The sequence below is a fragment of the Salinibius halmophilus genome (genome assembly GCF_003577475.1).
GTDB lineage: Bacteria > Pseudomonadota > Gammaproteobacteria > Pseudomonadales > Natronospirillaceae > Salinibius > Salinibius halmophilus.
The window spans coordinates 114,236-134,533 of record NZ_QPEP01000009.1 but is presented as its reverse complement, the minus strand read 5'-3'; the positions used below and the strand labels follow the sequence as shown (position 1 = coordinate 134,533).

Below are 20,298 nucleotides of genomic sequence, written 5' to 3'. Positions count from 1 at the left end.
CATATGCTGGATGCTTCAGGATGAGGTGCCAGTAAAGTTAGATCTAGGATTCTATGGTGGCACAGCAAAATTTAGCCCTGCACGCCCCCCTTACAGGCGTTTATGTAGCAATTGCAAACATTCCTGACCCGGTATTTGCCGAAAAGATGGTGGGTGATGGTTGTGCAATTGATCCAACAAGCAACTTATTGGTTGCTCCATTTGATGGCACAGTGACGCAATTGCATGATGCAAAGCACGCTGTCGCAATCACCCACGCGTCAGGCATTGAAGTACTTCTACACATCGGCCTAGATTCCGTTGCACTAAAAGGCCAAGGCTTCAAAACTAAGGTTGCGCTAAACCAGCAAGTTAAAACTGGCGAGCCGTTAATTGAGTTTGATGCCGACTACATCGCCACTCACGCGCAAGCATTGATGACTGAAATCATCATTACCAATTCTGACCAAGTTGAGCGCTTTGAGTTCACTAACAAGGCGTTGGTACAGCAAGGCGAAACCCTATTTTCTATGACGTTGGCTAGTGCAGCGAATACTGCCGATGCAAGCGCGGTGGCTGAACATGCTGAGAGCGCAAGCACTGAATCAGCCACAGTGGTATTGCCAAACCCACAAGGTTTGCATGCTCGCCCTGCTGCCGTATTAGTTGAAGCCGTTAAGAAGTCTGGTTGCCAAGTGACGCTAACCAGAGGCGATAACACAGCTAAAGCTAACTCTGTGGTTGCACTAATGGGCCTAGGCACCAAACGCGCCGACCACCTAGTGTTAACCGTTACCGGCAGCGATGCCGCCAAACACCTTGCCGACATCAAAGGCGTTATCGATGCTGGCCTGGGCGAAAGCTTTGCACCACTAACTGAAGCCGAATTGGCTGCACCCGTTGCAGCACCAGCGGTTGAAGTAACACAAGAAACACCACTTATTGGCGTTAAAGAAAAAGTTGCAGGCCAGCTTGCTGGTGTTGCCGCCGCGCCTGGTTTGGCAATTGGCGAAGCCTTCTGGCTACAAACCGAATTACCTGAATACCCTGCCACAGCAGCCGATTCAGCGGCGCAAGCGAAGCGCCTTAAAGACGCAATTACTCAGTCTGATCGCCAATTAGAACAACTAATTGCCGACAATGCTGGTAAATCACAAGCCGAAATTTTCACTGCCCATCGCGGCATGCTAGCAGACGACGACCTAAGTCAGTCAGCACTCGCAGCATTGCAAAGCGGTGCATCAGCCGAAGCAGCTTTTGCTAAAGCAATCGATGCGCAAGTGCAGATTCTGACTGCAACAAATGATCCGCTACTTGCTGGTCGTGCGGCTGACCTTCGTGACCTAGAAGGCCGAGTACTAAAAAACCTCTTAGGTGTCGCAATCGAAGTTACCTACCCAGCTAACTGTGTAGTGGTGGCAAAAGATTTGACTCCGTCAGTAACAGCCTCACTAGACACTGACAAAGTACTTGGTTTTGTCACTGAAGTGGGTGGTGCTTCGTCGCACTCAGCCATTATTGCTCGCGCACTAGGCCTACCTGCTATCGCTGGCCTTGGCAGCGATATCGCTGATATCAAAGCTAGCGATAAGCTAATGATCGACGGCCAAGCCGGCACTGTTCGCATCAACCCAAGCTCTGAGCAAGTTGACGCATTGCTGACGGCGAAAAAAGCTCGCGAAGCAAAATTAGCGCAAGCAGAACAAGCTGCTAGCGAACCAGCAAACCTAAAAGATGGTCGCCATATCGAAGTGATGGCAAATATCGCCACGGCTGCCGATGCCGCTAAAGGCCTAACCAAAGGTGCTGACGGCTCTGGCTTATTACGCACAGAGTTCCTATTCCAGGACCGTCAAACTGCCCCAACTGAAGACGAGCAGTTTGATAGTTACCGTGAAATTCTGGCCGCTATGCCGGGCAAGCCAATCATTATCCGCACCCTAGATGTGGGTGGTGACAAGCCGCTTAGCTACTTGCCATTGCCAGAAGAAGAAAACCCATTCCTTGGTGAACGTGGTATTCGCATTGGTCTGAATCGCCCAAGCATTCTGCGCACCCAAGTACGCGCCATTCTGCGCGCCCACGCAAAGTGCGGCAACGCCAAGATCATGTTCCCAATGATTGCCCGTGTTGAAGAATTGGTCGCCGCTAAGGCTGTTGTACTTGAAGAAGCGCAGAACTTGGGCGTTCAGGCTTGCGATGTTGGCATCATGATTGAAGTGCCTTCCGCCGCAATGATCGCTGACCAACTGGCTGAACACGCTGAGTTCTTCTCAGTGGGCTCAAACGACCTCACCCAATATGTACTCGCTATGGACCGTGGCCATCCAAAAATGGCGGCCTTTGCTGATGGCTTAGAACCTGCGGTATTGCGCATGATCGCCCAAGCAGTAAAAGGCGCTCAAAAGCACGGTCGTTGGGTAGGTGTTTGTGGTGGTATCGCTTCGGACCCCGAAGCAGTGCCTGTACTAATTGGCTTAGGTGTCACCGAGCTGTCCTGTTCAGTACCAGTGATTCCAGAAATTCGTGCCATCGTGCGCCAGCTTGATGAAGCAACCTGCTCACAGGTTGCTAATGCCGCACTCGTCGCCACAGATGCCAAAGCAGTTCGCGCTTTGGCAGCAAAAGTAATTGGGTAGGAGTAGATCATGGGTTTATTCGACAAATTTAAAAAAGCCGCCGCTGAGCCAGCAAAAGCTACCGTTGCACCCGTTATTTCTGAGCTGCAACAGTTATTTGGTGGCGAAGCAAACGTGGTTGATATGCGCAGCTGCGCGCACTCGCGAGTGCGCATTGAGTTAGCGTCACCTGTAAGCGTGAGCGACGAGCAATTACCGAAACCTTTTGTTGCCGTGCATCAGATTGACTCGAACTTGGTTCACCTGATTGCTCAGCAAGATGTGTCGACGCTAGGTCTGCCTAGCGTTCGATAACCAGTGTCAGACGCATGCCAATTTGGGATGCGTCCAACTTAAGGGGCATTTTGTAGCCCCAAAAGGATTACCTAAAAAACTTGGACGTTATTTGGCTGATTAAATCTCCGATCATTATTGATCAGCCTAATTGAAGAGTTTTTTAGGTGCCTAAACCCCTAAAAACAACAAAACTAACCATAAAAATTAGGAGCGGCTTATGAACGTTCTCGGTTATGCACAACGACTTGGTAAATCGTTGATGCTACCCATTGCAACACTTCCCGTTGCAGCACTATTACTTCGCATCGGTCAACCAGACCTAGCTGACATTCCATGGATGGCAGCAGCGGGTGGCGCTATCTTCTCTCATCTATCAATCATCTTTGCTCTGGGTATTGCTGTCGGCATGTCTAAAGACGAGCATGGCGCAGCTGCCATTGCCGGCGCCGTAGGTTGGTATATCATAGAAGCAGTAGCAACGACGGTTGATCCAAGCATTAAGATGGGCGTGTTCTCAGGTATCATCGCCGGTATTATTGCTGGTCACAGCTACAACCAGTTTAATGGCGTAAAGCTGCCACAGTTCCTTGCCTTCTTTGGTGGCAAGCGTTTAGTGCCGATTATGACCGGTCTGATCGCTCTTATCACAGGTGCTATCCTAGGCTTCGTTTGGCCGCCAATCCAAGAAGGTCTAAATGCCTTCGGTAATGCGGTTGTAGGCTCTGGCGCTGTAGGCCAGTTCAGCTATGGTTTCCTAAACCGTCTACTTATTCCGGTAGGTTTGCACCACGTATTGAATACCATTTTCTGGTTCACCATTGGTGATTGTGTGCAAGTAACTTACACAGTTGCTGGCTCAGTAATGAATACCTGTGTTAACCCAGAAATGATCACTTCGTTGGCCGTTGGTGGTTCTGCACCAGATGTGCTAAACGGTGGCATGATCGCGGGTTCTGAAATCACACAGATTGCTGATAAGGTAACTAACGGCGACCTACACCGATTCTTCGCTGGCGACCCTAATGCCGGTATCTTCATGAACGGTTTCTTCCCCGTAATGATGTTTGGTCTTCCAGGTGCTGCACTTGCCATGGTGCTAACTGCAAACAAAGGCCGCAAAGCTGAAACAGCAGGTATTCTAGGTTCTTTGGCGCTAACTTCATTCCTTACTGGTGTGACTGAGCCAATCGAATTCCTGTTCGTATTCCTTGCGCCGGCACTATACGCTGCACACGCTATCATGACTGGCCTATCACTAGTGGTTGCTAACGCACTGGGTACCCTACACGGCTTCGGCTTCTCAGCTGGCCTATTCGATATGGTACTAAACTGGGGTCTAGCGACTAAGCCGTTCGTACTTGTACTACAAGGCTTTGTTTGGTTCTTCTTATACTTCGTAGTGTTCTTCTTTGCGATCAAGACGTTTAACCTGAAAACACCTGGCCGCGAAGATCTAGCGCCAGCAACGGCTGGTTCAGCTAGCTCAGCTGCGACTTCTACAGGCACTGGTAGCGACTACGAGCAAGCGCGCCAGTACATGAAGTCGTTAGGTGGCTATCGCAACATCAAGTCAATTGATGCTTGTATCACCCGCCTACGCCTAACACTTGAAAATGGCGACGTGGTTAACGAAGCCCAGCTTAAAGCCCTAGGTGCCAAAGGTGTTGTTCGCCTAGGTAGTGGTAACGTGCAGGTGATTCTTGGCCCACAAGCGGAAATAATCGCTGGTGAAATGCGCAAGATCCCAGCCGATGACAGCCTAGCTGATGTAACCTTGCCGTAACTGCAAGTATTACATAACAAAGATAAAAACCGGCCTAAGGCCGGTTTTTTTTTGTGGCGTAGTGATTAGAACAAAAAAAGCCGCGATCTATTGCAAGCGCGGCTTCTTTGTTTCCCAAACCTTCGGTTTGTAAAACCTACTTAAAACGACCTCGTAGGTTGCACGGCCATCTTTTCGGCCGGGCAACAAAGCGTTTCCCAAACCTTAGGTTTACATTCGCTTTAAATTATAAACTTTCAGTAAACGTACGAGCAACAACGTCACGTTGCTGTTCTGGTGTGAGCGAGTTAAAGCGTACCGCATAGCCAGAAACACGGATCGTTAGCTGAGGGTACTTCTCAGGGTGGTTGATCGCGTCTTCCAATGTTTCACGTTGCAGTACGTTAACGTTTAGGTGTTGGCCACCTTCGCGTGTATTAGGTACTTCAATTTTAACTTCTTTATGGTCTGTTACAGCTAAATCTGCCCACGCAACCAATTGGTCTTCTTCGTATAAGCCATCTTTTACCGCTAGGCAGCGCGCTTCGCCCTTGTCTTCGTCTAACAACCAGAAAGAGTTTACTAGTGCAGGGTTTGCTGCTTCTACAATCTGTACACCTTTCATATAGGTACTCCCAATATAATGCCATTAATGAATTTCTTGATGTTATTTATATTTAGGTATTTAATAGGACTTTCTTATTAAATACCTATTATAAATATCATCCTGAATAATTGTCTTAGGTCATATATAGCACCATAACAGGCGACATCATATTGATATAAATCAATTTGAGTTAATATTTTTCTATTATTTTTTGATTTATATCAGATGGGTTCTTTTAGCGGGGCAATGCATCCTTGCGGGGGCTACCAGCCGAGCCATCCATGGCCCGTCGTTCGCCCCTTCAAAAGCACCTCGTGCTTTTGATTTTGCTGCGCAAAACCGGGGCTCACCCATGTCCGCACCGCAACCTTGCTCCTGCGTGCTGCTCTGTACGGACATCCGTGTCCGCACCGCAACCTTGCTCCTGCGTGCTGCTCTGTACGGACATCCGTGTCCGCACCGCAACCTTGCTCCTGCGTGCTGCTCTGTACGGACATCCGTGTCCGCAAACATCCGCTGCGCGCATGATTTACGGACCTACCAAGTAGCAATAAAAAAGCAGCGTGGTTGCGCTGCTTTTTTGTTCTTTAACTAGGTTATTCAAGCCATATGAAAGAGGCCATGCGGCCGGTTTGGCCATCTCGGCGATGGGAGAAGAATTTATCGCCATCGTATAGGGTGCAGTAATCGCCCCCATAGATTTTGCTTACCCCCACGCGCAGTAAGCGTTGGCGTGCAAGCGCATAAAGGTCACAGCGCCACTTTCCGTGCCCGTCCGATGTAAATGCTAACTGGGCTTCTGGGTCATTCTGGCAAAAAGCGTCGTAAACACTACGCCCAACCTGATAAGCCGGTTGACTGATTGCAGGGCCCAACCAGGCCAAAATTTGAGAGCTAGGCTCAGCCAGTGAGCGGGCTGTTTTTTCTAACACACCATCAGCAAGACCACGCCAACCAGCATGAGCGGCGGCAACCTTGGAACCACTGATATTGGTAAACAACACTGGCAAGCAGTCTGCCGTCATGATTGTGCATACTTGATTGCGGGAAAAGGCAATCGAGGCATCGGCTGGCGTGCCAATATTGGCTTTCACTGCCGGCACTACCGAAGTGCCATGTACCTGCTGCAACCAGATGGGTTTGCTAGGCATAGCGAGCAATTCTGCGATGCGAGCTCGGTTAGCCAATACTGCATAAGGGTCATCCCCAACATGCGTCGCCAGATTAAATGACGAATAAGGTGTAGCACCAAATCCACGGTGCCGACACGTTGTATAAGCTTTTACATTCTTTGGAGCTGGCCAGTTAGGCTCAATCCAATGTTTAGACATGTAAGTCTTCCTTTAGAGCGATAATCAGCGCTTGCATATCCTCTGGCATTGGCGCACTGAATTCCATGGGTTCGCCAGTGCCAGGATGGATTAATCGCAATTTGCGTGCGTGCAGTGCTTGTCGGCTAAAGCTCTGAATTGCCTGTTGTAAATCGAATGAGATACCAGCCGGTAGCCGCTGGCGAGCCGAGTATACCGTATCACCAATCAAGGGGTGATGAATATAGGTCATGTGCACACGAATTTGGTGCGTTCGACCAGTTTCAAGTTTAACTCGCACATGAGTATGAGCACGAAACCGTTGCAGAACAGTGTAATGCGAGATAGCAGGTTTGCCATAAGGTGATACGGCCATTTTAGTGCGCTGTGTTGCATGCCGACCAATAGGTTCGTCAATGGTGCCACCACCAGTTGGCAAGCCCTGTACAATCGCATCGTATTCTCGCCCCATATCTCGTGTTTGTAACTGCTCAACTAAGCTTGAATAAGCACGCGCAGAGCGCGCGACAACCATTACGCCGGTAGTGTCTTTATCCAAACGGTGCACAATGCCGGAGCGAGGCAAGTTGGCAGTTTCAGGATAGTGGAAGAGAATCGCATTTTGCAGCGTACCATCGGGCTGGCCAGCGCCTGGATGCACAACCAAGTCTGCTGGCTTATCGATGACAATGATGTCTTCATCGTCATAAATAACATCCAGGGCAATGTTTTGTGGCGTCACAACCCCTTCTTGCTCTAGCTCGGCTTTGAGTTCCAGCGTTGCCATTGGCGGTACTTTGTCTTTTGTTTTGACTTGATTGCCGTTCAGGGTTAGCTCACCAGACTTTATCCACCCTTGCAAGCGGGCACGACTGTAATCGGGAAATAACTCTGCAGCGACTTGATCAACCCGCTTACCTATGTGTTCTGGTTCAACCTGAACAGTTTCTTCTACCAAATTTAACGGCATCTTTGCTGCATTGCCTCTAGCTATGCTTAAATTAGCGCTTAGTGTAAAACTTTTTCTGGAGTCACGCATGAGGCTGACGGTTATTACTGCCATTTCCCTATCATTATTAACAGGGTGCGCTACCAACCAATATTACTCAGAGGATGAATTATATCAGAGAGCACAGGAAGCCGTCGAAGCGGAAAACTATGAAACCGCGGAAATTGAGCTGGACTCTCTGGCAGAAAACTTTCCATTTGGCCGTTATGCGCAGCAGGTTGAGCTGCAACTGATGTATGTGGAGCTTCAGCAAAACAAGCCACAATCCGCATTACTGCGGGCACAACGTTTTATTCGCCTACAACCCGACCATCCCGCGCTGGATTATGTCTATTTTGTTCGCGCCCTGAGTCAGTTCGAAATGGCAGCAGGTAATCGTGGCGGTTGGTCTAATGCAGCAAGCAAGCGCGACCTTGAACCAGTTCGTGAAGCCTATGATGGATTTGCACGCTTGATTGAGCAGTATCCTGATAGTGATTATAACAACGACGCTCGCACCTATATGGCTGCTGCTCGATCAATCATGGCAGAGCATCAACTTAATACCGCGAGCTATTATGCTCGCAAAGGTGCCTGGGCGGCAGCTTTGTCTAATGCCCAAGCGGTACTGCAAGATTACCCAGGTACTCGCCATACGCAAGCAGCTAAAGAGATTGCCATTGAAGCTTATCGCGAACTTGGCTCGCCGGATTTAGCGGCTGAGTTAGCCGCAAGCTAAAAAAGCCGGCATTAGCCGGCTTTTTATATGCTGATGTTTAGGCGTCTTCGGCAAATAAGTTGCGACGAGACAAGCCTTCTTTCTCCATCACATCACGCAAGCGGCGTAGTGCCTCCACTTGAATTTGACGTACACGTTCACGGGTAAGACCTATTTCTTTGCCTACTTGCTCTAGTGTGCTGGCTTCATGACCTCGCAGACCAAAGCGGCGGGCAAGCACTTCCCGCTGTTTCTCTGATAAATCGTCTAACCAAGCATCCATTTGACTATTTAAGTCGTCGCCTTGCAGTTGTGCTTCAGGATCACGAGCATTGTTGTCAGCGATAGTCTCGAGCAAAGACTTTTCACCACCCTGCCCCATTGGCACGTCAACTGAAGCAATGCGCTCATTCAAGCCCAACATCTTTTTAACATCGCTTACCGGTTTATCTAGAAGGTCGGCAATTTCCTCGGGCGTTGGCTCATGATCAAGTTTCTGCGCTAGCTCGCGAGAGGCGCGTAAATAAACATTGAGCTCTTTCACCACATGAATAGGCAAACGAATCGTGCGCGTTTGATTCATAATGGCGCGCTCAATGGTTTGGCGAATCCACCAAGTGGCATAAGTAGAAAAACGGAAGCCCCGTTCAGGATCAAATTTTTCCACGGCGCGAATAAGGCCAAGATTGCCCTCTTCGATTAGATCCAACAGGGTAAGGCCACGGTTCAGATAACGGCGGGCAATTTTAACAACAAGGCGCAGATTACTTTCAATCATGCGTTTGCGGCCAGCCTCATCCCCTTTACGAGCTAATCGTGCGAAATAAACTTCTTCTTCAGGAGATAATAATGGCGAGAAGCCAATTTCGTTTAGGTACAGCTGAGTTGCGTCTAATGACGATCGAGCATCGGCAACGGTGCGCTCGTCATTGGCGTCGTAGTCCACATCGGTGTCGACGTCGTCGTTATCTTCCATGTCTTGCCAATCCATCGACATGACCTCGTTATCATTCATGTCTTCACCGACCATTTTTTCACTTTCATTACCATACGCCATAATGAAAACCTCATGCTAATGTTCCAGGGCGACAAACAAGGCAAGTGAACTTTAGCGCTAGGCCAATTTTACCTGTGAGACTTGCCATTGTTGCGTAGCGAGATTGCGCCGATTGTTATTGTTTTTTCGGCAGCAAGCTCATCGGATCTATCGGCTTGCCATCTCGTCTAATTTCAAGATGCAAAATGTGCGCCGATTCCTTTTCTCCCATATCGGCGATTACCTCGCCAGCTTTAACTGACTGGCGTTCAGAGACGCGACTGCGCGCTAGAAAGGCATAAGCAGACAATAAGTTTTGCTCATGTTGGATCAGTATTAGATTTCCATAGGCACGCAAACCGTTACCGGAATACACAACCACACCATCAGCAATGGCTTTTATCGGGTCGTCCAGTGTTCCTTTGATCGCAATACCTTTGCCGTAAGGCACTCCGGATTGGTAGTTGTTTTGCACCGCACCATCATGCGGCCACACCCATGATATCTGGCCTACAGAGGCATTAGAGGTCGCCACAGAAGGCGTTCGCACAGTGCTAGATTGCGCCTGCCGACCGGTATCGTTCCCATTGTTACTAGAGGTAACAAGCTCAGTATTTTTATTGTAATTTTGAGAACTAGTCGACTTTTCTTTTAACTCTAATTGTTGTCCAACAAAAATTTGATACGGAGGGTCGATATCGTTGGCAGCCGCAAGCTGTCTATAGTCTAGCTCATTTTTGAGTGCAATGGTGTACAAGGTATCGCCGCGGCGGACGGTATATTGACTGCCTTCTGACGAACGATTGACGGTAACACTTTCAGAGCGAGATGCTACCGCTGGCTCAGCAAGATAGTCGAGCGATTGAAAGTCATCGCTCACACATCCAGCTAGCAGCAATATAAATAGCAGAAGGAAATATTTGTGCACCACCATACCCATTTGTTTGGCAGCGCACAGTTTGTTAGCGGCGCTGCTCGACTCGTTGCAACATTAGCATAATAGCGCCACCTACAATAAAGAACAAAACAGCACCCGTAAGCTGCAGGTCAGCGCCTGTATCAGAAAAGGCCTGCCAACTTACAGGATTGCCTTCAATCTGCCACGGCCAAATTCGATACAGTGCGCCAATAATCACACCTAATAACAGTGCAATCATGGCGTCGTGATGGCGTTTAAGGAAGTAAGCGATCAGTTTCGAGGTGCTCAGCATGCCTGTTAGGCAACCAAGCGCGAAGACAATGAGGGTCACGAGCTCTAGTGACTTTACCGCACCGATGACGGGCTCATACATGCCTAACAATAACAAAATGAAAGAACCTGAGATGCCAGGTAGCAAAAGAGCACTGATGGCAATCGCGCCAGCCAAGAATACTTGCCACAAGGTTGGGTCGGAGATGTTGCCGCTAATAAAGTTAACCGCTGCTGCCAAAACAACACCGAAGAACGTTAAAGCCACCCGATTTAGTTGCCATTTAATAGAGCTAACGAAAATTGGCAAAGATAGAATAATTAGGCCGTTGAACAAACTCCAAAGCAAGACAGGCTGGTTCACTAGCATCCAGCTAACACCATGAGCAATGGTGAAGATGCTGGTTAATATGCCAACAAACAATGGTAGCAAGAATGCACCATCAAACTTCAGCCACAGACCCTTAATATCGAACTGGAGCAACATTTTTATTGCGTTGCCGTCGACTTGGCTCAAAGCTGCGATTAACCGTTCATAGATACCCAGAATAAATGCGAGTGTGCCACCGGATACACCCGGCACCACATCCGCGGCTCCCATCGCAGCACCCTTTAGTGCAACCGTAATTCGGGCTGCCCAAGTCATCGCCTCGGTTGTTTTTAGCTCTGTTGTCATACAAGACTCGTTATTTTGCAATTAGCGGCACAAAGTTGGCACCTGATATCACAGATTGCTGGCGTAAGCCTGCGTCATTGGTAATTAGGTACATTTGCTGCTCCACGCCACCAACAGGGATAACCATAATGCCGTCGGATGCTAACTGATCGTATAACATCTGAGGCACCTCCTCGGGGGCACAGGTGACGATAATGGCGTCAAATGGAGCTAACCTCGGCAAGCCTACCTCAGTTTCTGTTAAAAAACTTCGAATGTTCGACAGTTTTAATAAGTCGAAGCGCTGCTGGGCTTTTTTCATCAAACCTTCGATGCGCTCACAGGTAAATAGCGTACCCACCAAAGGCGATAGCACAGCCGCCTGATAGCCTGAGCCGGTGCCAATTTCTAGCACTCGCCGCAGTGGCCTGCCCGATTCAAGCAATGCCTGCGTCATTTGGGCAACCGTGTAGGGGTTTGAAATGGTTTGCCCATAGCCAATCGGCAACGAGGCATCTTCGTAGGCATTGTGCGCCATCGCCTCGTCGACAAATATATGCCTTGGCACGTCATTCATTACCTTGAGTACGGCTTCACTGCTAATGCCACGCGCTTGCAGACGATCAACCATGCGCTTACGGGTGCGTGGCGATGTCATGCCGATACCCTGAATTGAATTCATGTTCATTTGATTATCCAAGAATCCACAACAGCTAAGGCTGCACTATCTGTTTCATCTAATTTGATCGGCGTAATGGCCACATAGCCATTTTTTATCGCTTCAAAGTCTTCACCTTGCCCTGGCGCCAAGCGCCCTAGCCACCAATGTGTTTGCCCTTTTGGGTCTTGCACTGGCTGTGCTGGTTCGGCTATCGGCCGCTCGCCGAGCCGACACACTTTGAAGCCTTGTAACTGTTCGTATGGGATATCTGGCACATTAATATTGAGCAGGCGAACACTAGGCATGGCGGCACGCTCTAGGCGCTGCAGTATCTCACACACCACTTGCACGGCAGTATCAAAGTGGTGATTACCGGCAAGCGATACGGCCATGCAAAGCTTGGCAATGTGGCGCCCTTCTCGCGCCGCGCCAAGGGTGCCGGAATATAGCACGTCGTCACCAAGGTTTGCACCATGGTTAATACCCGATATCACCACATCGGGTTTGGCATCGATCAAGTGCGCACTGCCAAGCTGGATACAGTCAGCGGGCGTACCTTGCACAGCAAAACGATGGCCGTCAATTTGGCGTACCTTGATCGGCCTATCCAGTGTTAATGACTGACTTTTACCAGAACAGTCGTCCTCTGGCGCGATCATTTTTACCCGATATGACCGGCTCAACCGGTCGAATAGTCGGTTAATGCCTTGTGCCTGAATGCCATCATCATTGGTTAGCAGAATATTTTGCACGGGATACATCTTCAAACGTTGTAACTTGGGCTAACAATGCCGTGGCGAAAGCTCCTGCCGGCAGTTCAAACTCAAACCGCTGACCGCCGTCAACGGCTTCACTATGACCATGATTAACAAGTAATCGCGTCGAACGCCGAGCGGCCTTCACCTGTCGCTCAACTAAGCCCTGAATCCAAAGCGGATGGCGCGCCGCGACTGCCTCTTCTAATGCCAATACCTCGCCCGTTGCTTGCAAACCACCTGCAGCACCAAACAATGGAGCGGAAATATGAATGCTTTGCTGGGAAAATCGCTGCTGTGCATCATCAAGATCTGCTTGGGTTACAACAAACCCCGAGCGCGAGTCACCTAGCAAGCACACATCTCCAACAAGCACTTCAGATAACATATTTTTACTGGCTCTTAGTTCGAGCACCTCATTAAACATTTGACTACGCACTGCAGACAGCAGCATGCCCTGCTCGGATTTGCGAGGCCGATACTCGCCACGAAACCAAGCTGAAGCTTTTTCGAGGTTCGCGACACCAAACCGTTGATCACCAAAGTAGTTCGCGGCACCGTTTATTAATAATGCTTGCCAGCGTGCCTGCCAGCCATCATCCATCACGCCACGCAGGGTAATAATGAAACGATTACTGCGATGAGCACCGGTTTTCAGTTTGCGGTTGTGCAAGCCAGCCTTTAAAACTACCAGTTCCTCAACATCTGGGTGCTCGATTAACGCCTGTCCTGGACGCTGAATGCTAAACCATTGCCGAGTGAGCGCAACTTTGTCTTTACGGCCACTGAAGGCAACAACTTTCGCCGGCACGCTAAGTGCTTTGGCCAGTTTGCGCGCAGCTTGCTCAGTGGTAAGCCCTTGCTTTTCAACGTAATAAAAATGGTGCTCGCCATCACCTGATAGCGGCCAACCTAATTGTTCTTCAACGATAAAGTCGCTGAACTGCTGTTTTAGCTGAGCCAGAACCTAATCCTCAGTTCGATCCACCCACCAATACATGCACCTTAACCGCTACAATTTCTGGCGGCAGCAACGCAAGCGGCGGTGAACTAATATTTAACGCTAATTTGTCCATTGGCAGGCCTAGCAGTTTTGCTAAGCAGGCCAACACGGCTGGCTGCTGGGCACGAATATCGTCGAGCAACCAGTTACTGTTCAATTTTATATCGACATTGGCTATCCAGTCGCCCCGCTCATGCAAGGCTTCACTGGCCTGTAGTAAGCCATCTCGCGTATCGCCAACCAACCCCGAACACTGCTGCTCGCCGCGCAAGGCAACACAGAGTGCTTTTAATATCGGATCAACCGCAATGCCGTTGGCGTTCGGTGGCTGTATATCTAGGGTGGCAAGTTGCAAAAAGTTGGCAGGTTGTGTGGATTGTTCAAACCAAGCCTCACCAAAACAGATGCGCATGGCGACCTCCTTTAGAGTTATTATTGTTGTTCTGGCATCAGCACGAAGGTCTCACCTGGCTTTACTAAGCCCAAGCGCTCCCTTGCAACTTCTTCTATGGCTGAGTCGCCTTCTTGCAAGTCTAGCACCTGCGCAGCCAATGCTTGGTTTCTCTGAGCTAGCACTTCATTTTCTGCTTTCGCCTGCTCTACCTTCGCTGCCACAACTTGGTTTTCAGATTTACCGTTTGGCCCTAACCACCAAGAGGCTTGCAAGAACAACAATATAAAAATGAGCGCTACGGGTAACCAGCGCATCATCTATCTCCCATCGTCTGTTTTTGGCAGTGTACCACAGCATTGTCGAACTGCTGCAGCCGCGCCAAAAAAAAGGGAGCCAAAGGCTCCCTTCATTTAAAGCTAAGCTAAGAATTAAGCTTGGCCTTTGATCTCTTTCAGACCATTGTATACAGCTTTGTCGCCTAGCTTCTCTTCGATACGTAGAAGCTGGTTGTACTTAGATACACGGTCAGAACGACATAGAGAACCAGTCTTGATCTGGCCCGCTGCTGTACCGACTGCTAGGTCAGCAATGGTCGCATCTTCAGTTTCACCAGAACGGTGAGAGATTACAGCTGTGTAGCCTGCGTCTTTCGCCATTTTGATCGCAGCCAGAGTTTCAGTTAGAGAACCGATCTGGTTGAACTTGATAAGGATAGAGTTCGCAACACCTTTCTCGATACCTTCTTTAAGGATCTTAGTGTTTGTTACGAATAGGTCGTCACCAACAAGTTGGATCTTGTCACCAAGAAGTTCAGTTTGGTGCTTGAAACCGTCCCAGTCAGACTCGTCTAGACCGTCTTCGATCGAAACGATTGGGTAGTCTTCAACTAGACCAGCTAGGTAGTGGTTGAACTCTTCTGAAGTGAAAGTTTTACCTTCGCCCTTCATGTTGTAGATGCCAGCTTCTTTGTCGTAGAACTCAGATGCTGCACAGTCCATAGCAAGCGTGATGTCTTTGCCTAGCTCGTAGCCAGCTGCTTCAACCGCTTCTTTGATCGCCGCTAGTGCGTCAGCGTTAGAAGCTAGGTTAGGCGCGAAACCACCTTCGTCACCCACTGCAGTGTTTAGACCACGGCCAGAAAGTACTTTCTTAAGCGCGTGGAAGATTTCAGCACCGATACGTAGCGCTTCACGGAAGTTAGGCGCGCCGATTGGCTGAATCATGAACTCTTGGATGTCAACGTTGTTGTCTGCGTGCTCACCACCGTTGATGATGTTCATCATTGGTACTGGCAGGCTGTAAACACCAGGTGTGCCGTTTAGGTCAGCAATGTGCTCGTATAGATCAACACCTTTAGCCGCCGCAGCAGCTTTCGCAGCCGCTAGAGATACTGCAAGGATAGCGTTCGCGCCGAAGTTTGACTTGTTGTCAGTACCGTCAGCGTCGATCATGATTTGGTCAAGCTCAGCTTGGTTAAGCGCGTCTTTACCTAGTAGACCGTCACGGATTGGGCCGTTAACCGCAGCAACAGCTTTCAATACGCCTTTGCCTAGGTAGCGAGACTTGTCGCCGTCACGTAGTTCTAGCGCTTCGCGAGAACCAGTAGATGCGCCTGATGGTGCACAAGCAGTACCAAAGAAGCCGCCTTCTAGAATTACGTCAGCTTCAACAGTTGGGTTACCACGAGAGTCTAGTACTTCACGACCCTTAATATCGATGATCTTAGCCATGTGAGATTGTCTCCGGTTGGATCTTTGGCGAAACATTCAGCCCGTCGTTGGGCCTCGAAAAAACAATGAGTGTAATTTTCTTACAAAACGGCCGTAAGAATAAAGCCCAATTTGGTAATTTTCCACCAAAGATATGATTTTGGTCAGCTATTTTTGCGTTTTTGAGCAATTATTAACCAGACCAATGCCATACCGATAGCGCGAAGCGAAGCGAATTCTATGGTCTACACTTAGTTACCGATTAGTAAAAAGTGATTGTAGATCTGTGGCGAAGTTCTTTTTACTGGCAATTCTCAACGTATTTCTCATTGGGCTTTTACATGCCAGTGAGCAGCTGAGTGTCGCCCAAACTAAACAATATTACACCGTGGTGAAGCCTGGTGGCTCAGTAGCCGATCAGACTCGTTTTATGTTACTGGAAGCATATTTATCGATTGGCATCGACCCCAAGTTCGTTGACATCCCGGTGGCACGCGCTGAGCGCGAGGTAAATGGTGTGCACTTTAACGCGTTAGCCGAAGCCAGTAGCCGAAATGACTACGCCAACATGCTTCGCATCCCAGTACCTTTAGGTACTAGAGAACTAAGATTGTTTGCATTAGGCGACAGTCGCCCAGAAAGCAAACACCTGACTGAACAAGATGTGATTGGCTATGTAAAAGGTGACTTGGAAGCACAGTGGTGGTTAAGCCATCAACCGGCGAACGTTGTCACAGCACCCAGCACCTTTCATTTATTGAACATGCTTGACGCAGGGCGCATTGATTATGCTGCCGCACAAAGCGAAGATTTTTTTAGCGCCATCCCTGGCTCACCAATATACCGGAATATCTCATCCTCGGTGCCAGTATGGCGCTGGCAAGTATTCCACTATATCCACCTAAATCACGCCGAGCTTGCAGAAGCACTTTCCATTGAGTTGGTGAGAGCAAGCAAAGCAGCACAGCGTTAATTCTATCTGTTGAGCAATGGCTTTAAAAACTGTCCTGTTAACGAGTTTGCATTAGCTGCTACCTCTGCCGGTGTACCTGTAGCGACAATCTGACCACCTCGTGCTCCCCCTTCTGGCCCTAAATCAATCACCCAGTCGGCGGTTTTGATCACATCAAGGTTATGCTCAATGACCAACACCGAGTTGCCATGATCGCGCAAGCGATGCAGCACTTGCAGAAGCTGCTGAATATCGTGGAAGTGCAAGCCAGTTGTAGGCTCATCCAAGATGTACAAGGTTTTGCCGGTATCACGTTTCGACAACTCACGGGCGAGCTTGACGCGCTGCGCTTCACCACCAGATAACGTTGTGGCGTTTTGGCCAAGCTTCACATAAGTGAGACCAACATCCATTAGGGTTTCAAGCTTTCGTTTAAGCGCCGGCACGGCATCAAAAAAGTCCAGCGCATCTTCAACGGTCATATCCAGCACTTCATGGATGCTTTTGCCTTTGTAAAGCACCTCTAATGTCTCACGGTTGTAGCGTTTTCCATGACAAACATCACAAGGCACATAAACATCGGCTAAAAAGTGCATCTCTACCTTGATAACACCATCGCCCTGACAGGCTTCACAGCGCCCGCCCTTGACGTTAAAACTAAAGCGCCCTGGTTTGTAGCCACGCGCTCGGGCTTCCTGCGTGCCGGCAAATAGATCACGCACAGCGGTGAAAATGCCAGTATACGTAGCCGGATTGGAACGTGGTGTGCGACCAATTGGGCTCTGATCAATATCAATCACCTTGTCGAAGTGATCCATCCCAGATAGCTTCTTAAACGGTAGAGGCTTTAACGACGACGCACCGTTTAACATTTCTGCTGCCAGTGGATATAAGGTGCCGTTAATCAATGAGGATTTTCCTGAACCCGATACACCAGTGACACAGGTAAATAAGCCCACAGGGACTTCTAGCGTCACGTCATTTAGGTTATTGCCGGTGGCACCCGACAATACCAGCATGCGCTTTTTATCAACTGGCGTTAGTGTTTCAGGGATGGCGATCTTTTTACGCCCTGCTAGGTAGTCACCCGTAAGTGAGTGCTCATTAGCAATAATTTGATCTGGCGTGCCTGCTGCAACCACCTGCCCACCATGCACACCGGCACCTGGGCCGATATCTAGTACATAATCAGCTTGGCGAATGGCGTCCTCATCATGCTCCACCACCAAAACTGTGTTGCCGAGATCGCGCAAGCGCGACAACGTGGCAAGGAGGCGGTCATTATCGCGCTGATGTAAGCCAATAGATGGTTCGTCCAGGATATACATCACACCAACTAACCCAGCGCCAATTTGGCTTGCTAATCGAATTCGTTGGTTTTCGCCACCCGATAGCGTATTCGCCGAGCGATCTAACGATAGGTAATCCAAGCCAACATTGACCAAAAAGCCCAAGCGATCATTAATTTCTCGCAAAATTCGCACGGCAATTTCGGCCTTAGCACCAGATAGCGCTAAATTTTCAAACCATTTAAGTGCCTCACCAATTGGTAGGTGTGTGACCTCTGGCAGCGTTTTTTCACCTACCCAGACGTTGCGTGCCGCTGGCTTGAGACGCGAGCCGCCACAGCTTTCACAAGGCTGCTCAGCCATATACTTACTAAGCTCATCGCGCACACCATCCGACTCTGTTTCACGGAAGCGGCGCTCATAGTTTGGAATAACCCCTTCAAAGGGGTGGCTGCGCTGATAAATATTGCCTTTAGCATTCACATAGCGAAAGTCGATATCTTCCAAACCAGTGCCATACAGCACCCGATCACGGAAATATTCTGGCAAGTCTTTCCAAGCAAGATCAATGTCGACGCCATCGTGGGCCGCCAATGCCGTTAGCTGCGAGAAGTAGTACACCGAACGACGATCCCAGCCGGGTATCACGCCCATCGCCAGCGATAGTTCGTCGTCGCGAATGATACGCTCGATATCAAATACATGTTTATTGCCCAAACCATCGCAAGAAGGACACGCACCGGCTGGGTTGTTAAACGAAAACAAGCGTGGCTCAAGCTCGGCTAAAGCATAACCACAAGTTGGACAAGCAAACTTAGACGAGAACGTCATCGGCTCAAAATCGCCGTCGTCCATTGGCGCCGCAATGGCAATCCCGTCGGCAACCGCTAGCGCATTTTCGAAACTCTCAGCTAAGCGTTGCTGCAAATCATCGCGAACTTTAAATCGGTCGATCACGACTTCGATGGTATGTTTTTTCTTTTTATCTAAATCTGGTAGGTCATCTAAATCACATAACAGGCCATCTATACGCACGCGCACATAACCATCGGCACGCAATTTATTAAGCAAGTGAATGTGCTCACCTTTGCGCTCACGCACCACAGGTGCGAGCAACATGACCTTTGAACCTTCCGGAAGTGCGAGCACTTGATCGACCATTTGACTGACAGTTTGTGCAGCAAGCGAAATTCCATGGTCTGGGCAGCGCGGATCACCTACCCGGGCATACAGTAAGCGTAAATAATCATATATTTCCGTTGTGGTACCAACGGTGGAGCGAGGGTTGTGGGTTGTGGTTTTCTGTTCAATTGAAATGGCTGGGGACAAGCCTTCAATATGATCCACTTCCGGCTTTTCCATCATCGATAAAAATTGTCGAGCGTAGGCCGACAACGACTCTACATAGCGACGCTGGCCTTCCGCATACAGGGTATCGAACGCTAACGAGGACTTGCCTGAACCAGATAACCCAGTGATTACAATGAGTTTATCACGCGGCAAATCAACGTCGATGCCCTTCAAATTGTGCGTGCGCGCACCGCGTACAACAATTTTATCCATACTTCACTCCAACTTTTTACGCACGCCAGTGTATATTAACTGTGCATTTATACAATAACTATTCTACAATCAACTCACGACAGAATAGTAGGTCAATGATATTCTATTGGATTACTTTTCAGCACACCTAGGTGTAAGCTGGTACCACGTAACAGAACACAGGAAGCAACATGTCTAAAGGCACCATTAACAAAGCGATGATTCTTGGCCGCTTAGGGCAAGACCCTGAAATTCGCGCCACCGCCTCGGGTACTCAGGTGGCGAACTTGAACGTAGCGACAAACTCTCGTAGCCGTGACATGAATGGTAATTGGACGGATACGACTGAGTGGCACCGTGTAACCCTATTTGGCAAAACGGCCGAAATTGCTGGCCAATATCTTCGCAAGGGTTCGCAAGTATACATTGAAGGCCGCATTCAAACACGTAAGTGGCAGGATCAAAATGGTCAGGACCGCTATACGACAGAAATCATTGGCAATGAAATGCAAATGATTGGCGGCCGTGAAGGTGGCATGGACAACGGCGGAGGCTACGGTCAACAGCAAAATGACCCTTGGCAAGGCCAGCAAGGCGCAGGTATGCAGCAACCCGCTGCGCAACCTATGCAACAGCAAGCGCCACAGCAGCAATACCAGCAACCTGCGCCACAGCCAATGCAGCAACAAGCGCCACAACAACCTGCCCAGCGCCCAGCGCAGCAAGCGCCAGCGGCACCACCAGCAGTTGACGATTGGGATGACGATATCCCGTTCTAAATGAACACTTAGAGCGTTAAAGCCCCGCTATTGCGGGGCTTTTTACTTATTCTAG

General features: G+C 49.2%; 19 protein-coding genes. 6 read left to right on the top strand and 13 right to left on the bottom strand.

Annotation, left to right across the window (positions count from 1 at the left end; translation table 11 throughout):
• The first annotated feature begins 56 nt into the window (after positions 1 to 56).
• From ptsP to nagE, 3 genes are all read left to right on the top strand, one after another.
• Positions 57 to 2,618, top strand: coding sequence for a phosphoenolpyruvate--protein phosphotransferase (ptsP, locus tag DUW71_RS11715; RefSeq protein ID WP_199671214.1), 2,562 nt, complete (start codon positions 57 to 59; stop codon positions 2,616 to 2,618).
• 9 nt (positions 2,619 to 2,627) lie between these two features.
• Entirely contained in the window at positions 2,628 to 2,912 is a 285-nt protein-coding gene (locus DUW71_RS11710) for a hypothetical protein (RefSeq protein ID WP_119395438.1), read from the top strand.
• 199 nt (positions 2,913 to 3,111) lie between these two features.
• Positions 3,112 to 4,677: an N-acetylglucosamine-specific PTS transporter subunit IIBC gene (gene nagE / locus DUW71_RS11705; protein ID WP_119395437.1), complete on the top strand. Its 1,566-nt coding sequence runs from the start codon at positions 3,112 to 3,114 to the stop codon at positions 4,675 to 4,677.
• Positions 4,678 to 4,903: 226 nt separating this feature from the next.
• Here nagE and grcA read toward each other — a convergent pair whose 3' ends face one another.
• The 3 genes from grcA to rluD all read right to left on the bottom strand — a co-directional run bounded on the left by grcA (position 4,904) and on the right by rluD (position 7,543).
• A complete protein-coding gene (grcA, locus tag DUW71_RS11700; protein WP_119395436.1) occupies positions 4,904 to 5,281 on the bottom strand; it encodes an autonomous glycyl radical cofactor GrcA in 378 nt (125 codons plus the stop codon).
• A 578-nt stretch (positions 5,282 to 5,859) separates the two neighbouring features.
• Positions 5,860 to 6,594, bottom strand: a complete 735-nt coding sequence (gene pgeF, locus DUW71_RS11695; protein ID WP_119395435.1) for a peptidoglycan editing factor PgeF — start codon at positions 6,592 to 6,594, stop codon at positions 5,860 to 5,862.
• Positions 6,587 to 7,543, bottom strand: coding sequence for a 23S rRNA pseudouridine(1911/1915/1917) synthase RluD (gene rluD / locus DUW71_RS11690; protein WP_119395434.1), 957 nt, complete (start codon positions 7,541 to 7,543; stop codon positions 6,587 to 6,589). Before rluD ends, pgeF begins: the two co-directional genes overlap by 8 nt.
• 67 nt (positions 7,544 to 7,610) lie before the next feature.
• On the opposite strand from rluD, the gene DUW71_RS11685 reads away from it, so the two are divergent.
• A complete protein-coding gene (locus DUW71_RS11685; RefSeq protein ID WP_158584031.1) occupies positions 7,611 to 8,300 on the top strand; it encodes an outer membrane protein assembly factor BamD in 690 nt (229 codons plus the stop codon).
• A gap of 37 nt (positions 8,301 to 8,337) precedes the next feature.
• On the opposite strand, the gene rpoS is transcribed toward DUW71_RS11685, so the two are convergent.
• From rpoS to eno, 9 genes are all read right to left on the bottom strand, one after another.
• A complete protein-coding gene (gene rpoS, locus DUW71_RS11680; RefSeq protein WP_119395432.1) occupies positions 8,338 to 9,336 on the bottom strand; it encodes an RNA polymerase sigma factor RpoS in 999 nt (332 codons plus the stop codon).
• Positions 9,337 to 9,451: 115 nt separating this feature from the next.
• A complete protein-coding gene (locus DUW71_RS11675) occupies positions 9,452 to 10,195 on the bottom strand; it encodes a peptidoglycan DD-metalloendopeptidase family protein (protein WP_158584029.1) in 744 nt (247 codons plus the stop codon).
• 82 nt (positions 10,196 to 10,277) lie between these two features.
• Complete coding sequence (locus tag DUW71_RS11670) at positions 10,278 to 11,180, bottom strand: DUF368 domain-containing protein (protein WP_199671213.1); 903 nt, start codon at positions 11,178 to 11,180, stop codon at positions 10,278 to 10,280.
• A gap of 10 nt (positions 11,181 to 11,190) precedes the next feature.
• Positions 11,191 to 11,847 carry a protein-L-isoaspartate(D-aspartate) O-methyltransferase gene (locus DUW71_RS11665; protein ID WP_199671212.1) on the bottom strand — a complete coding sequence of 219 codons (657 nt, stop codon included), beginning with the start codon at positions 11,845 to 11,847 and terminating at the stop codon, positions 11,191 to 11,193.
• Positions 11,844 to 12,572 (bottom strand): 5'/3'-nucleotidase SurE, encoded by a 729-nt coding sequence (surE, locus tag DUW71_RS11660; protein WP_233546118.1) that lies wholly within the window; start codon positions 12,570 to 12,572, stop codon positions 11,844 to 11,846. The genes DUW71_RS11665 and surE overlap by 4 nt, the downstream gene beginning before the upstream one ends.
• Positions 12,547 to 13,539 (bottom strand): tRNA pseudouridine(13) synthase TruD, encoded by a 993-nt coding sequence (gene truD, locus DUW71_RS11655; RefSeq protein WP_267896666.1) that lies wholly within the window; start codon positions 13,537 to 13,539, stop codon positions 12,547 to 12,549. The genes surE and truD overlap by 26 nt, the downstream gene beginning before the upstream one ends.
• Before the next feature lie 10 nt (positions 13,540 to 13,549).
• Positions 13,550 to 13,990, bottom strand: coding sequence for a hypothetical protein (locus DUW71_RS11650; RefSeq protein WP_119395428.1), 441 nt, complete (start codon positions 13,988 to 13,990; stop codon positions 13,550 to 13,552).
• A 20-nt stretch (positions 13,991 to 14,010) separates the two neighbouring features.
• Positions 14,011 to 14,289 carry a septum formation initiator family protein gene (locus DUW71_RS11645; protein WP_119395427.1) on the bottom strand — a complete coding sequence of 93 codons (279 nt, stop codon included), beginning with the start codon at positions 14,287 to 14,289 and terminating at the stop codon, positions 14,011 to 14,013.
• A gap of 111 nt (positions 14,290 to 14,400) precedes the next feature.
• Positions 14,401 to 15,702 (bottom strand): phosphopyruvate hydratase, encoded by a 1,302-nt coding sequence (gene eno / locus DUW71_RS11640; RefSeq protein WP_119395426.1) that lies wholly within the window; start codon positions 15,700 to 15,702, stop codon positions 14,401 to 14,403.
• 265 nt (positions 15,703 to 15,967) lie between these two features.
• On the opposite strand from eno, the gene DUW71_RS11635 reads away from it, so the two are divergent.
• On the top strand, positions 15,968 to 16,654 hold the full coding sequence (locus DUW71_RS11635) for a hypothetical protein (RefSeq protein ID WP_119395425.1): 687 nt from the start codon (positions 15,968 to 15,970) through the stop codon (positions 16,652 to 16,654).
• 2 nt (positions 16,655 to 16,656) lie between these two features.
• Here DUW71_RS11635 and uvrA read toward each other — a convergent pair whose 3' ends face one another.
• Positions 16,657 to 19,485: an excinuclease ABC subunit UvrA gene (gene uvrA, locus DUW71_RS11630; RefSeq protein WP_119395424.1), complete on the bottom strand. Its 2,829-nt coding sequence runs from the start codon at positions 19,483 to 19,485 to the stop codon at positions 16,657 to 16,659.
• A gap of 170 nt (positions 19,486 to 19,655) precedes the next feature.
• Here uvrA and DUW71_RS11625 point away from each other — a divergent pair, with 170 nt between their 5' ends.
• Positions 19,656 to 20,243, top strand: coding sequence for a single-stranded DNA-binding protein (locus DUW71_RS11625; protein ID WP_119395423.1), 588 nt, complete (start codon positions 19,656 to 19,658; stop codon positions 20,241 to 20,243).
• The last annotated feature ends 55 nt before the right edge of the window (positions 20,244 to 20,298 follow it).